General features: G+C 64.1%; 12 protein-coding genes. 4 read left to right on the top strand and 8 right to left on the bottom strand.

Features of this window, described 5'->3' with window-relative positions; genetic code table 11:
* Positions 1–50: 50 nt before the first annotated feature.
* From lysS to QQJ96_RS03830, 8 genes are all read right to left on the bottom strand, one after another.
* Positions 51–1,571, bottom strand: coding sequence for a lysine--tRNA ligase (lysS, locus tag QQJ96_RS03865; protein ID WP_284330618.1), 1,521 nt, complete (start codon positions 1,569–1,571; stop codon positions 51–53).
* 68 nt (positions 1,572–1,639) lie between these two features.
* Entirely contained in the window at positions 1,640–1,951 is a 312-nt protein-coding gene (locus QQJ96_RS03860; protein ID WP_284330617.1) for a hypothetical protein, read from the bottom strand.
* A gap of 22 nt (positions 1,952–1,973) precedes the next feature.
* A protein-coding gene (gene prfB, locus QQJ96_RS03855) for a peptide chain release factor 2 (RefSeq protein ID WP_284330616.1) occupies positions 1,974–3,099 on the bottom strand; the annotation gives its coding sequence in 2 pieces (ribosomal slippage) (positions 1,974–3,023 and positions 3,025–3,099; 1,125 coding nt in all).
* Positions 3,100–3,266: 167 nt separating this feature from the next.
* Positions 3,267–4,931, bottom strand: a complete 1,665-nt coding sequence (asnB, locus tag QQJ96_RS03850; RefSeq protein WP_284330615.1) for an asparagine synthase B — start codon at positions 4,929–4,931, stop codon at positions 3,267–3,269.
* A gap of 289 nt (positions 4,932–5,220) precedes the next feature.
* Positions 5,221–5,586 (bottom strand): SpoIIAA family protein, encoded by a 366-nt coding sequence (locus tag QQJ96_RS03845; protein WP_284330614.1) that lies wholly within the window; start codon positions 5,584–5,586, stop codon positions 5,221–5,223.
* Between the two features lie 191 nt (positions 5,587–5,777).
* Positions 5,778–7,499 carry a single-stranded-DNA-specific exonuclease RecJ gene (gene recJ, locus QQJ96_RS03840; protein ID WP_284330613.1) on the bottom strand — a complete coding sequence of 574 codons (1,722 nt, stop codon included), beginning with the start codon at positions 7,497–7,499 and terminating at the stop codon, positions 5,778–5,780.
* A complete protein-coding gene (locus tag QQJ96_RS03835; RefSeq protein WP_284330612.1) occupies positions 7,496–8,410 on the bottom strand; it encodes a phosphoglycerate mutase in 915 nt (304 codons plus the stop codon). Before QQJ96_RS03835 ends, recJ begins: the two co-directional genes overlap by 4 nt.
* Before the next feature lie 3 nt (positions 8,411–8,413).
* Positions 8,414–10,306, bottom strand: coding sequence for an ABC-F family ATP-binding cassette domain-containing protein (locus QQJ96_RS03830; protein ID WP_284330611.1), 1,893 nt, complete (start codon positions 10,304–10,306; stop codon positions 8,414–8,416).
* 146 nt (positions 10,307–10,452) lie between these two features.
* Between QQJ96_RS03830 and QQJ96_RS03825 the strand changes: the two genes are divergently transcribed.
* The 4 genes from QQJ96_RS03825 (at position 10,453) to QQJ96_RS03810 (ending at position 14,392) form a co-directional block, all read left to right on the top strand.
* Positions 10,453–10,797 carry a hypothetical protein gene (locus QQJ96_RS03825; RefSeq protein WP_284330610.1) on the top strand — a complete coding sequence of 115 codons (345 nt, stop codon included), beginning with the start codon at positions 10,453–10,455 and terminating at the stop codon, positions 10,795–10,797.
* Between the two features lie 252 nt (positions 10,798–11,049).
* A complete protein-coding gene (locus QQJ96_RS03820) occupies positions 11,050–12,087 on the top strand; it encodes an agmatine deiminase family protein (protein WP_284330609.1) in 1,038 nt (345 codons plus the stop codon).
* An 84-nt stretch (positions 12,088–12,171) separates the two neighbouring features.
* A complete protein-coding gene (locus tag QQJ96_RS03815; RefSeq protein ID WP_284330608.1) occupies positions 12,172–13,062 on the top strand; it encodes a carbon-nitrogen hydrolase in 891 nt (296 codons plus the stop codon).
* Between the two features lie 97 nt (positions 13,063–13,159).
* Positions 13,160–14,392, top strand: coding sequence for a TraB/GumN family protein (locus QQJ96_RS03810; RefSeq protein ID WP_284330769.1), 1,233 nt, complete (start codon positions 13,160–13,162; stop codon positions 14,390–14,392).
* Positions 14,393–14,494 lie beyond the last annotated feature (102 nt).

The raw sequence follows: 14,494 nt of genomic DNA, 5'->3' as shown, positions 1-14,494 counted from the left end.
CTCCGGTAACGGGCAGAAAGCTGGGATTGTCATCCCAGCCTACGCCGATCCTACGCCTCGGGACGCATGTAGGGGAACAGCAACACATCGCGGATCGACGCCGAGTTGGTCAGCATCATCACCAGTCGATCGATGCCCACGCCCAGCCCGCCGGTCGGCGGCAAGCCCACTTCCAGCGCGCGGATGTAGTCCGCATCGAAGTGCATCGCTTCGTCGTCACCGGAGGCCTTCGCATCCACCTGGGCCTGGAAGCGCGCCGCCTGGTCTTCCGGATCGTTCAACTCGGAGAAGCCGTTGGCGAATTCCTTGCCGTTGACGAACAGTTCGAAGCGGTCGGTGATGCCCTTGTCGACGTCGTTCTCGCGCGCCAGCGGCGACACTTCCACCGGGTGATCGATGATGAAGGTGGGTTGCACCAGGGTGTGCTCCACCGTCTTCTCGAAGATTTCCAGCAGCAGCTTGCCCCAGCCATAAGCGGGCTTTACCTGCAGGCCCAGGCGCTTGGCGTGCGCGGCCATGGCCTCGCGATCGCGCAGTTCTTCGCGCTTGATTTCCGGATTGAGTTCCAGCACCGCGTCTTCCATGCGCCAGCGGCGGAAGGCCGGGCCGACATCGATCTCGGCGTCTTCCCAGGCCAGCTTGGTGGTGCCCAACACGTTCTTCGCCGTGTCGCGAATCATCGCCTCGGTGAGGTCCATGATCTCGTGATAGGTGGCGTAGGCCTGGTACAACTCCAGCATGGTGAATTCGGGGTTGTGCCGGGTGGACACGCCCTCGTTGCGGAAGTTGCGATTGATCTCGTAGACGCGGTCGAAGCCGCCGACGACCAGGCGCTTCAAATACAGCTCCGGCGCCACGCGCAAATACAGGTCGATATCCAGTGCGTTGTGGTGCGTGATGAAGGGACGCGCGGTGGCGCCGCCGGGGATGATGTGCATCATCGGCGTTTCCACTTCCATGAAGCGGTACGGTTCGGCCTCCAGCCACTTGCGGATGTAGCCGACGATCTTCGAACGCAGCAGGAAGGTGCGGCGCGCTTCCTCGGTGACAATCAGATCGACATAGCGCTGACGGTAGCGCTGTTCCACATCGGCCAGGCCATGCCACTTGTCCGGCAACGGGCGCAGGCTCTTGGTGAGCAGGCGCAGGGTTTGCACCTTCACCGACAGCTCGCCGGTCTTGGTGCGCATCAGCAGGCCTTCGGCGCCGACGACGTCACCGGTGTCCCAGCCCTTGAATGCTTCGTAGGTGGCTTCGCCGACCGTGCCCTGATGGATGAACAGCTGGATGCGGCCGGTGAAATCCTGCACCTGCACAAAGCTCACCTTGCCCTGCACGCGCTTGAGCACAATACGGCCGGCCACTTTCACGCGGCGGGCGGCGGCCTCGATCACTTCGGCCGTGTGCTGTTCCTTGTCCTCGAACTCGGCCTGCAGGTCGCCGGCAAAAGCGTCGACCTTGAAGTCGTTCGGAAAGGCGATGCCCTGCTCGCGCAGCGCCTTGAGCTTTTCGCGGCGCTCGGCGATCAGCTTGTTTTCGTCAAGGGGCAGGTTCTCGGTGGGTTCGCTCATGGAGTGCCAAACGCTTCTTGGTAGGTGTCGCTGAGGGTCAAAGCTTTGCTAGAGAGCAAAGCGGCGCATCAATTGTCTTTGCCGAACACGTGTTTGACCGCGTGTTTGGTGGCGTCCCAGCCCTCGCGCGTACCGTGCGCGACACCGTGGCCGACTACCTTCGCGCCGTGCCCGATGCCCTGGCCCGCTTCCTTGGCGCCATGGCCCACCGCCTTGGCTGCATGCGCCGTAGCGTGACCCACATCGCGCGCGCCATTGCCGACGGCGTGGCCGGCGTCTTTGGCGTCCTGCTTGACGCCCTGCCCGGCAATCGCCACGTCGCTGAACAGCACCACGCTGGCGCACGCAAACGCAACCGCAAAGATCTTCTTGCCATTCATGCAGTGACTCCTCGCTCGGTAATCAGGCGTCCAGGCGCTTGGCGCCGGCATCCAGTCCGGACTTCAGGCTCGCCTCGATGAAATCGTCGAGGTCGCCGTCCAGCACTTTCTGGGTGTCGGTGCGCTCTACGCCGGTACGCAGGTCCTTGATGCGGCTCTGGTCCAGTACGTAGTTGCGGATCTGGCTGCCCCAGCCAATGTCGGACTTGGTTGCTTCCAGCGCATCCTTCTCGGCATTGCGCTTCTGGACCTCCAGTTCGTACAGCTTGGCCGCCAGCATTTTCATGGCGCGGTCGCGGTTGGCGTGCTGGCTGCGTTCGGTCTGGCAGGCCACCACCACGCCGGACGGAACGTGCGTGATACGCACGGCCGATTCGGTCTTGTTCACGTGCTGGCCGCCGGCGCCGGACGAACGGTAGACGTCGGTCTTGAGGTCGGCCGGGTTGATCTCGATGTCGATGTCGTCGTCGACTTCCGGCGACACGAACACCGAAGTGAAGCTCGTATGGCGGCGGTTGTCGGAGTCGAACGGGCTCTTGCGCACCAGGCGGTGCACACCGATTTCGGTTTTCAGCCAGCCGTAGGCGTAATCGCCCTCGACGCGGAAGGTGGCGGACTTGATGCCGGCCACGTCGCCCGCGCTCGCTTCCATCAACTCGGTCTTCCAACCGCGCGATTCGCACCAGCGCAGGTACATGCGCAGCAGCATTTCAGCCCAGTCCTGGGCTTCGGTGCCGCCGGCGCCGGCCTGGATGTCGACGAAGGCGTTGGCCGAATCCATCTTGCCGGAGAACATGCGCTGGAATTCCAGCTTGCTCACCTCGCCGTCGAGCTTGCTGACATCCTCCAGCACGGATTGCACGGTGGCTTCGTCGCCGTCGGCGGCGGCCATTTCCAGCAGTTCGCCGGCATCGGTCAGGCCGGAGGTGATGCGGTCGATGCCGCTGACGATGGTGTCGAGGCGGGCGCGTTCGCGGCCCAGTTCCTGTGCGCGCGGCGGATCGTCCCAGACGGTGGGGCTTTCCAGTTCGCGGCTTACTTCTTCCAGACGCTCACGCTTGGCGTCGTAGTCAAAGATACCCCCTAAGCGACTCGACGCGGGCCCTGAGGTCCGCGATCTGCGCAAGGATCGGATTGGTTTCGATCATGTGGCTGACCCTGATGGGGATGGCGCCCGAGAGGCGCGAGATAAACCCCAATCGTAGCAAACCGGGGGCGCGGGCGCCTAGCTGAAGGCTGAAGGCCTCATAGGCTGGGATGATAATCCCAGCATTGCCATGCATGCCGCGTCGTGATGCTGGGATTTCATCCCAGCCTACGGTGCCATTGCATTTGCGTGCACATCACGCACTGCGCGCCCGGAAGGATCGGCCATCGCCGCAAACGTCGGGTCCCACGCCAACGCCGCCGGCGACGAACAAGCGATCGATTTGCCGCCCGGCACCGTCGCCGCGCAGGCTTCGCCGGGAAAGAATTTCTCGAAAATGCGGCGATACAGGTACGCCTCCTTGGTGGCCGGCGTGTTGAAGGGATAGCGCGAAGCAGCGGCGGCGAATTCGCGGTCGCTTACCGCCTGCTCGGCGTGCGCTTTCAAGCCGTCGATCCAGCCGTAGCCCACGCCATCGCTGAACTGTTCTTTCTGCCGCCACAGGATCGATTCGGGCAAGGCGCCAGCGAAAGCTTCGCGCAGCACACCCTTTTCGATGCGGCCCTTGCCGGCCATCTTGTGTGCAGCATCCATGCTCATCGCCGCTTCCATGAATTCCAGGTCCAGGAACGGCACACGCGCTTCGACCCCCCAGGCCATCATCGACTTGTTCGCGCGCAGGCAGTCGTAGCTGTGCAGCGCATCTAGCTTGCGCACGGTTTCCTCATGGAAGGCTTCCGCCGAAGGCGCTTTGTGGAAATACAGGTAGCCGCCGAAGATTTCATCCGAGCCTTCGCCCGACAGCACCATCTTCACGCCCATCGCCTTGATGCGTCGGGCCAGCAGGTACATCGGCGTGGAAGCGCGGATGCTGGTGACGTCATAGGTTTCGATATGGCGGATCACTTCCGGCAGCGCATCCAAGCCTTCCCAGAAGCTGTAGACGAAACCGTGGTGCACCGTACCCAGCGCGTCGGCCACGACTTTGGCCGCGGCCAGGTCGGGCGAGCCTTCCAGGCCGATGGCGAAGGAATGCAGGCGCGGCCACCAGGCTTCGCTGCGATCGTCGTCTTCGACGCGCTCGCGTGCGAAACGAGCGGCGCAAGCGGCGACTAGCGAAGAATCCAGGCCGCCCGAAAGCAAGACGCCGTACGGCACATCCGTCATCAGCTGGCGATGCACCGCCTGTTCGAATGCTTTGCGCAGGTCGCCCGGACCGTGGCCTTTGGTCGCCGCATAGTCACGCCACGGACGCTGGTAATAACGCTGCAACTCGCCCGTAGCGCTGTCATACACATGCCCCGGCGGGAACGGCGCTACGTCGGCGCATACCCCTACCAACGCTTTCATTTCCGAGGCCACACACAAACGGCCTTGTGCGTCGTGGCCCCAATACAAGGGACACACACCGATGGGATCGCGCGCGATCAGGTAACGCCGGGCATCGCCATCCCACAAGGCGAACGCAAAAATGCCATTGAGCTGGTTGAGGAAATCCGCGCCATGCTCGCGGTAGAGCGCGTTGATAACTTCGCAGTCCGAACCGGTGGTGAAGTCGTAGTCGCTGTGGGCGCGCAGCTCGCGATGGTTGTAGATCTCGCCGTTCACCGCCAGCGCCAGATGGCCATCGCGGGAACGCAGGGGCTGCGCACCGCTGGCCGGGTCGACGATGGCAAGGCGCTCGTGCACCAGGATGACGCCGGCATCCACGAACACCCCGCTCCAGTCCGGCCCGCGGTGACGCTGTCGCTGTGACAGTTCCAGGGCCAGCAGGCGTAACGCAGCCAGGTCGTCGCCCGGCTGCAGGTCGAACATTCCGAAGATCGCGCACATGGTGGATTTCCTTGGGATCGCTTGAGGGATGGAACACTGGAAAAACAAAAGGGCCCGCACTTGGCGGGCCCTTTTGCGTGTGAGTATTTGCTGCTCTCGTCTACACGCCGGCCCGTCCGCGGTTGCGGTTATTGTTATTGGCGTTGTTATTCAGGACTGTTGCAGCCACGACAGCACGCGCCGCGAGGGCGGCGTTGCTAGAGATTTGGCTGGCGAGATGAGCGTGCATGGGGACGACTAGAGCACAAGTCCGAACCGCGCGCAACGGTTGCAAGCGTTACCAGCCGGCTCAGTTCGAGGACGCCCAGCCAACGGCTTCATCGAGTTCGGCGTCGGCGAACAGCTTGAAATGGGTGGGCATGGCGAAGCCGAACATGCTGGACATCACGCGAACCCAGCCTACGTCGGTGACCAGCGCCGTGCGCTCCCAACCGCTGATGTGACGGAAGCCAAGCTTCACGTCGTCCCACATGGCGCCGGGGGCGAAGCCGGTGAAGTCGTCGCCGATATGGATCACCAGGCGCAACTTGGGATTCAACGCGAAGGCGGCCTCGATGTCCGGCACCATCACAGTCTCATAGTCCTGCGCGGTCACCAGGCCGCGCATGCGAAAGCCGAGCACAGCGGCCGGCAGCGAAGGGAGTTGCTCGATCATGGCAGCGCTCCTTGGTGCGGGATGGGCTTATCCAAGCGCCATTTGAGCGGGTGTGCAAGTGAAGCGGCGTGAAAGTTCGTAGGCAGCCCGCCTCATGGCCGTCATTCCCGCGCAAGCGGGAATCCATCTTCGCCTTTCCATCAGGGCAAAAATGGATTCCCGCTTGCGCGGGAATGACGGCCATGGGAACGTTACGCTGGCTCCATATAACGCAGCAAAAGCCGCGGCGATTCCCTGCCCTGCCAATCGTTGATGGTAAGTTCGTAAGCCGCACGCATCACGCTCGGCGGCGGCTTGCCCTCGTAGGCGTTGAACATCACCGCATCATGCAAGGCATCGTCGCGTGGATCACGCAGGCTCAGGCGCAAATGCCGTTCGCCCATCAGGCGCCAGCTGAAGCATTCGAAGCGGTTTTCGAACACCGGCTCGGGAAACGCCTGCCCCCAGGGACCGGCAAAGCGCAGCTGGCGCGCCATTTCCAAGGTGAACAGGCCGGCCGGCATTTCGCCGTCGGTGTAGAGCACGGCCTGCAATTGCTCTTCGCTCAGCCACTCGCGCGCCACGGCGTCAAAAGCTGCGGCGAAACGCGGATAGTGCTCCGCGCGCATGCTTAAGCCGGCGGCCATGGCGTGGCCGCCGAATCGTTCAATCAAGCCTGGGTGGCGCGCATCCACCACCGCCAAAGCATCGCGAATATGAAAGCCGGCGATCGAGCGCGCCGAGCCGCGCAGCTGGTCGGGAGCGTCTTCGCCCGCCGGCGCAAAGGCGATCACCGGGCGATGCAGGCGTTCTTTCAGCTTGGAAGCCACCAGCCCCACTACACCGGCATGCCAGCTTGGCTCGAACAGCGTGACACCTACGGTTTGCACGTCGACATGGGCGGCACTTGCCACCATCACTTCCGCCTCGGCGACCATCGCGGCCTGCAAATCACGCCGCTCCTGATTGATGGAACTCAACAGCTCGGCGTAGCGGCGCGCCTGCCTGGCGTCATCGGTCAGCAGGCATTCCACGCCGATACGCATATCCTCCAGCCGGCCGGCGGCATTCAGGCGCGGCCCCAGGGCATAAGCGAAATCGCTGGCGCACAACGAAGCCACGCTGCGTTGGCTGGCTTCGATCAGCGCCAGGATACCGGCACAACCGCGACCACTGCGCAGGCGCTTCATGCCCGCTTCCACCAGCACGCGATTGTTGTAGTCCAACGGCACCAGGTCGGCCACCGTGCCCAAGGCAACCAAGTCCAACAGCGCGGACAAGTCGGGCTCCGGCTTATCGGCGAACCAGCCCTGTTCGCGCAAATGCGCGCGCAAGGCCAACAGCACGTAGAACATCACCCCCACGCCGGCCAGCGCCTTGCTGGGAAAACCATCGCCGTGCACGTTGGGATTGACGATGGCGTCCGCCTGCGGCAACTGGTCACCGGGCAAATGATGATCCGTGACGATCACGCGCATGCCTCGTGCACGCGCGGCAGCGACACCAGCGATGCTGGCAATGCCGTTGTCGACGGTAACGATCAACTGCGCATGCGCGGGTAGCGAAGCCACCAGCTCCGGGGTAAGCCCGTAGCCATGCACGAAACGATTGGGTACTACGTAATCCACGCGCTGGGCGCCAAGCATGCGCAAACCGCGCACAGCTACTGCCGAGCCGGTGGCGCCATCGCAATCGTAGTCGCCGGCGATCATGATCGACATGTCGCTGCGAATTGCTTCCGCCAGCAACGACACCGCCTGCTGCATGCCGTTCAAGTGCTGCGGCGACAACAAACGGTTCAGACGATGCTCGGCCTGTTCGGGGTTCAACACCCCGCGCGCGGCGTAGATACGTTGCAGCACAGGATGCACCGCAGCGCCCCATCCGGCCGGTTCCCCCAGCAACGGGCGCTGTTTCAACACCTGGCGCGTCATGCTTTGCTCCGCCGCCAGAAGCGCAGGCGGTGCCAAGGGCGATGCACAAAACGCTCGCCACTGGCGAAGGTGAATTGCACTGGCCCACGCTTGCACAAGCGCAACAAACCGGGCCACCACTCGGTAGCAATGGCGTCCGCGGACTGATCCTCCAGGTCGATCAACCAGCCCGCTTGCGCGGCGTCCAGCCTGGTATGCCGCTGCGCGGGAATGCCTGCACGTTTGGCCAACGCGAGCAGCAGCAAGTCTTCGCCGATGACACCACGCAATGAAGTAGCAACGCGCGACGGCAGTGCGCCGCCACCCCAGAACCACAAGCTGTTGACGGGTGGCAAGCCGCGCTCGCGCCGCCGGGCATTGAGCGGATGCTGATGCAACAAAACCTGCGCTTCGTTGAACAGTACGCGCCAGCGACGTGCCTGAGCGCCTTCCGGCAAGTGCTCATACAGGTCTTCGCCGAGCGCTGCTTCCGGCGCGGCAAACTCCGGCAAGTCAGTTTGCGCCGGCAAGCGCAGGTGCCAATGATGCGCAGAAGTAACGTCCAGCCGCATGCCTTCATCGGCAAACATGGCTCGCAAGGGTTCGGCCAGCTGTTCGGCCTCTTCCATGCTCAACGGCAATTGGCCGCAAGCCATCAGCCGCGCCCCGGTCAGATCCGGCTGCACCCAGGCCGGATCGGCGCTGAGCCAGCAGGCGTCAGCGGCATCGCCGGTCAGGTAGTCGCGAGTGAGGGCGGCAACCGCCATCCCGCCGTCGCATTGAAAATGCGCGGCCAGGCCACCGAGGTAGCCCACGGCGCCAGCGGGAAGACGATCCGCCCGCTGCAGCAGCACGCGTAAGGGATGCGAGCGATCGAAGCGCTGCCAGGCCGGCAGCCAGCACTCCAGGGTTGCAGGCGCGCTATCGCTCATGGCTTAAGCTTCAAGCAGCTCGTACAACTCAAGCCATTCGGCTTCGAGCGTCTCTTTTTCCTTGCGCAATTCCGCCTGGCGCTGACCTAGCTTCATCAGTTCGGCGGTGGGGCCGTTATAGGTTTGCGGGTCGGCGAGTTTCTGTTCCAGCTTGGTCAGCTCTTCGTCGATCGCCGCGACGCGGGTTTCGATCTTCTTGACGCGTTGACGTGTAGCCTTTTCGGTTTCGCGCTGAGCCGCGGCGGCACGGCGGCGGTCCGCGGCGGATTCAGCCGGCTTCGCTTCAGACTCGGCTTTCTTCGACGCCGAGCCGCGCGCACGCAGCCAGCGCGCGTAATCGTCCAGATCGCCGTCGAAAGACTCCACCTTGTGATCGGCCACGCGCCAGAAGCTGTCGCAAACCATGCCGAGCAGATGGCGGTCGTGCGAGACCAGCACCAGCGCTCCGTCGAAATCGGCCAGGGCGTCGGCCAAGGCTTCGCGCATGTCCAAATCGAGGTGGTTGGTCGGTTCGTCGAGCAGCAACAGGTTGGGCTTGTCCCAGGCGATTAGCGCCAGCGCCAGGCGCGCACGCTCGCCGCCGGAGAAACCGTCGACCGACTCGAAGGCACGATCGCCGGCGAAATTCCAGCCGCCGAGAAAATCCCGCAGCACCTGCGCACCGACGCCGGGCGCCTTGTCCTGCAAGTGATCGAAGGGGCTCGCGCCTTCGCGCAGGCTTTCCACCGTGTGCTGGGCGAAGTAGCCGATCTTCAGGTCTTTGTGGCTCTTGCGCTCGCCCTCGAGCGCGGGCAGTTCGCCAACCAGGGTTTTGACCAGGGTGGATTTGCCGGCGCCATTGGGGCCGAGCAGGCCTACGCGTTCGCCGGCTTCCAGGCGGAAGCGGACATCGCGAAGAATCACGGCAGGCGGCTCGCCCGCTTCACCGGCATAGCCCGCCACCACGTCTTCCAACTGCAACATCGAATCGGGCAAGCGCTCCGGCACGGCGAACTGGAAGCGGAACGGACGCTCCGCCCGCACCGCTTCGGTCCCGGCCATTTTTTCCAGCCGCTTCATGCGTGATTGCGCCTGCTTGGCCTTGCTGGCCTTGGCCTTGAAGCGGTCGATGAAAGACTGCAGGTGCGCGCGCTCGGTCTGCTCGCGTTCGTGCGCGATCTGCTGCAGGCGCAACTGCTCGGCGCGCTGGCGTTCGAAGGCGCTGTAGTTGCCGGCGTAAAGCTTCCCCCTGCCCTCGTTCAAATGCAGGGTGTGCGTGATCACACCGTCGAGGAATTCGCGGTCATGCGAAATCACCAGCAAGGTGCCCTGGTAGCGGCGCAGCCATTCTTCCAGCCACAGCACCGCGTCCAGGTCCAAGTGGTTGGTGGGCTCGTCCAGCAGCAGCAGGTCCGAAGGCGCCATCAGGGCACGGGCCAGGTTCAAGCGCACGCGCCAGCCGCCGGAGAATTCGCAGACCGCGCGTTCGTGCGTTTCGGGGCTGAAGCCCAAGCCGTGCAGGAGACGGCCAGCTCGGGCGCGGGCATCGTAGCCGTGCAGCTCTTCGATGCGGTGATGGGCCAGCGCCATCGCTTCGGTATCCCCGCGCGCCTCGGCATCGGCCTCGTCGCGGATGGCCGCGGCCAGCTCCACGTCGCCGCCCATCACGTAGTCGATGGCCGGGTCGGGCAGGGCCGGGGTTTCCTGCGCCACCGAGGCCAGCCGCAGCTTGGCCGGCATATCCAGCTCGCCGGCGTCGGCTTCGAGCTGGCCCTGCAGGGTGGCAAACAGGCTGGATTTGCCGCAGCCGTTGCGGCCCACCACGCCCAGGCGCCAACCGCTCTGGATGACGAGGTCGATGTCGGAAAGCAGCAACCGGCTGCCGCGGCGCAGGGCGAAGTGGCGGAACGCAATCATGTGAAATCTAGCTGAGGCCGGGCGGGGGCGCCCGAAGCCGACCATGATAACGGTTGTGGCCGTCACATCTGCCGTTTTTGCTCGTAGCGTGTGTTCAACGCTTCTGCTACAACATCGCGGCAACGCTTTGTGCGGAGAGGGGAATCATGTTCAAGCACCGTCATACCTTGCCCTTGCTGGCAGTCTTCGCCCTCGGCGCCGGGCTGGCCTTCTCGCAGGCCGTCTTTGCCCAGCAGACGCTGAGCCAGCGCGTGCAGGAAGAAAAAACCATGCACCTGCCGACGCGCGGGATGAGCATGGCGCAGGTGGAGAAGCAATTCGGCGCCCCACAGCGCAAGCTTTCGCCCAAAGGCGGCGATTCGGCGCGTCACCCGGTGATCAATCGCTGGGAATATGCGGATTTCATCGTGTACTTCGAGCGCAGCCACGTGATCCACTCGGTGTTGAATACGCCGGCCGGCAACAATCGCAATCCTGCGGCGGTGAATTAATTCCGTTCCTTTCTCCCTCCCCTGCTTGCAGGGGAGGGTCGGGGTGGGGTTGCACGCGCTTGCCGCAATGTTTGAGTTCCCCGCGAGATTGCTTCACCCCACCCCAACCCTCCCCTACTACACGTAGGGGAGGGGGCAAATGCATCTTCGCACTCATCTGACTTAACGTAACCGCTGTTCGCATCGTAAACTTCCGCACTTGCCTGCCCGGCCAGTCTCCGGGCATCCCCTTTGAGCGCGAGTGTCGTCCCGATGACCGATTCCAGCTTGCGCCTGCCGGCCGAATGGGAGCCGCAGGCCGCCGTGTTGATTGCCTGGCCGCATGCCGGCACCGATTGGGCCGAGCGGCTCGAACAAGTGGAATCCACCTATGTTGCGTTGGCCGCGGCGGTTACGCGGTTCCAGCCGCTGATCATCGTTGTGGCCGATGCGGCACTACGCGCACACGCCACCGCAAAGCTGCAAAGCGCGAAGGCCGATCTGGCGCGCATCCGCTTCGTGGAATTGCCCTACGACGACACCTGGCTGCGTGACTCCGGCCCCATCACCTTGCGTGGCGAAGGCACGCGCTTTCAGCTCACCGATTTCCACTTCACCGGTTGGGGCGGCAAGTTCGGGGCGGAACAGGATGACGCGCTGATCGCAGGGCTCGTGCAGGCCGGTGTGTTCGGCTCTGCCGAGCACCATCGCATCGACTGGGCGCTGGAAGGCGGCGGCATCGAAAGCGACGGTGCCGGGACCGTTCTCACTACCTGGCGCTGCCTCACGCAGCGGCATCCGGAACAATCGCGCGAAGAGATGAGCAACATCCTGCGCGACAGCCTGCATGCCGGGCGCGTGCTCTGGCTGGATTACGGCTACCTGGAAGGCGACGACACCGACGCGCATATCGACACGCTGGCGCGCTTTGCGCCGGGCGACCGCATCGTCTATCAAGCTTGCGATGACACCAGCGATGCGCATCACGCGGAGTTGCAGCGCATGGGCGAGGAACTGGCCGCACTGCGTACGCCAGATGGCAAGCCGTACACGTTGCACCGCTTGCCATGGGCCAAGCCGATCGTCGACGAAGGCCGCCGCTTGGCGGCGTCTTACGCCAATTACTTGATCGTTAACGGCGCCGTGCTGGTGCCGGCATACGGCGATGCCGCTGATGACGAAGCTGCACGCATCATCGGCGAGGCGCACCCCGGACGCGTGGTGGTGCAAGTCCCCTGCCGCCCATTGATCTGGCAGAACGGCAGCCTGCATTGCATCACCATGCAGTTGCCGGCGGGTTTGCTCGGCTGACCGAAGGAGAGGCGCCGGCCTACGTCTGCGCTTCCTTCCCTTACAATAGGCGTTTCTCGCCCACCGGCGACCAGGAAACGCCCCATGACCCGCAAGACCCTCAAGGTGGCGCTGCTGCAGGAAACCCACCGCGGCAGCCGCGACGCCAATCTCGACGCGATTGAAGCCGGCCTGCGTGAAGCCGCCGCGGCCGGTGTCGAACTCGTGCTGCTGCAGGAGCTGCACAACGGGCCGTATTTCTGCCAGCACGAATCGGTTGATGAATTCGACACCGCCGAGACCATTCCCGGCCACAGCACCGCGCGCATCGGCAAGCTGGCCGAGGAGCTGAAGCTGGTGGTGGTGGCCTCGCTGTTCGAGAAGCGTGCGGCCGGGCTGTACCACAACACCGCAGTCGTGTTCGATCGCTCCGCCGCGATCGCCGGCAAGTATCGCAAGATGCACATCCCGGACGATCCGGCCTTCTATGAGAAATTCTATTTCACGCCGGGCGATCTCGGCTTCGAGCCGATCGATACCGCGGTGGGCCGCCTCGGCGTGCTGGTGTGCTGGGATCAGTGGTACCCGGAAGCGGCGCGCCTGATGGCGCTGGCCGGGGCCGAGCTGCTGCTTTACCCCACCGCGATCGGCTGGGATCCGAACGACGCGCAGGCCGAGAAGGATCGTCAGCGCGAAGCGTGGATCACGGTGCAGCGCGGCCACGCGGTGGCCAACGGCATTCCCTTGCTGTCCTGTAATCGCACCGGTTATGAGCCCGATCCGGCCGGCGTAGGTGCCGGCATCCAGTTCTGGGGCAGCAGTTTCGTGGCCGGTCCGCAGGGCGAATTCCTGGCCCAGGCCGGCACCGAGCAGCGCCAATTGCTGATCACCGAGATCGATATGGCGCGCAGCGAGCATGTGCGACGGATCTGGCCGTTCCTGCGCGATCGGCGCATCGATGCCTACGGTGATCTGCTGCGCCGTTTTCGCGACTGATTGCGTACGACGATGCCGCAAGTCGGCGTAAGCCGACTTGCGCCTCGCACCCGCAGCCTCCATGCTCAGGATCTCCCCCCATCGCCTGATCGATCGCATGAGCGTCCCCGAGACCCACCTCTCCGCCAAGCCTGACCTCAACGGTCAGCCGATCGAGCGCGTGCAGCGCGACGGCGTGGAATACGTGGTGCTGGGCACGGCGCACGTGTCCCGCACCAGCGTGGACGCAGTGAAGGCGTTGCTGGCCAACGAGTCTTTCGACGCCATCGCGGTGGAGCTGTGCGAAAGCCGCGCCCAGGGCATGCGCGATCCGGAAGCGTTCAAGCAGATGGATCTGTTTCGCGTGATCCGCGAAGGCAAGGCCGGCATGGTGGCGGCGAGCCTGGTGCTGTCCACTTTCCAGAAACGCCTGGCCGACCAATACGGCATTCAGCCCGGCGCCGAAATGAAAGCGGCGATGGACGGCGCCGCCGAACTGAAGGTGCCGTTGTGGCTGGTCGATCGCGAAGTGGGCACCACGCTCAAGCGGGCCTGGCACAGCGTGGGTTTCTGGCAGCGCTTCGGCCTGCTCGGCGGCATGCTGGCCAGCGTGTTCGAACGCGAGACGATCGACGAGAAGGAAATCGAGAAGCTCAAGCAAGGCGACATGCTGGAAAGCGCCTTCAGCGAATTCGCCCACGAATCGGAACCGCTGTACCGCAGCCTGATCGCCGAACGCGATGCCTACATGGCGGCACGCCTGCGCGAGGAAGCCGGGCGTTCGGTAACCGCCAATCCGTGCAAGGTGCTGGTGGTGATCGGCGCGGGGCATCTGAAAGGCTTGTGCGAGCACTTGCGTATCCAGCAGGCCGATCCCAGCACGACGGTGGAGCAACTGGCCAAGTTGCCGCCGAAATCGCAATGGCCGAAGTGGCTGGCGGTTGGCGTGGTGCTGTTGATCTTTGCCGCGATCGCTTACGCCTTCCATCGCAATACGGCGCTGGGCGCCCAGGCCCTGCGCGATTGGGTGCTATATACCGGGGGCTTCGCCGCCCTGGGCGCGCTGATTGCGCGCGGGCATCCGTTGAGCATCGTTGCCGCGTTCATTGCCGCACCGATCAAGCCGTTCCGGCCCGGCATTCCTGCCGGCGGCATCAGTGCGATGGCCGAGGTGTGGGTACGCCGGCCGCGCGTGGCGGATTTCGAAAGCCTGCGCGACGACATCGTGCATTGGAGCGGATGGTGGACCAACCGCGTGGCGCGCACGCTGCTCAATTTCTTCCTGGTGAGCCTAGGCACCATCGTCGGCGAGTACGCCGCGGGCATCCACATTCTCAAGAGCCTGTTCTAATTCAGCCTGCTCTAATTCAGAGTGTTCTGATCGCGTAGGCTGGGATGCGCGGCTTTTTGTCGCTCCCCCACTCCCATTGTGACGGCTGAGCAGCAACCCCTA

The sequence above is a fragment of the Dyella flagellata genome, from assembly GCF_030160275.1.
In the GTDB taxonomy this organism is placed as follows: Bacteria; Pseudomonadota; Gammaproteobacteria; order Xanthomonadales; family Rhodanobacteraceae; genus Dyella_B; species Dyella_B flagellata.
The sequence above is the reverse complement of the archived record's forward strand: the minus strand, read 5'-3'. Positions and strand labels throughout refer to the sequence as shown.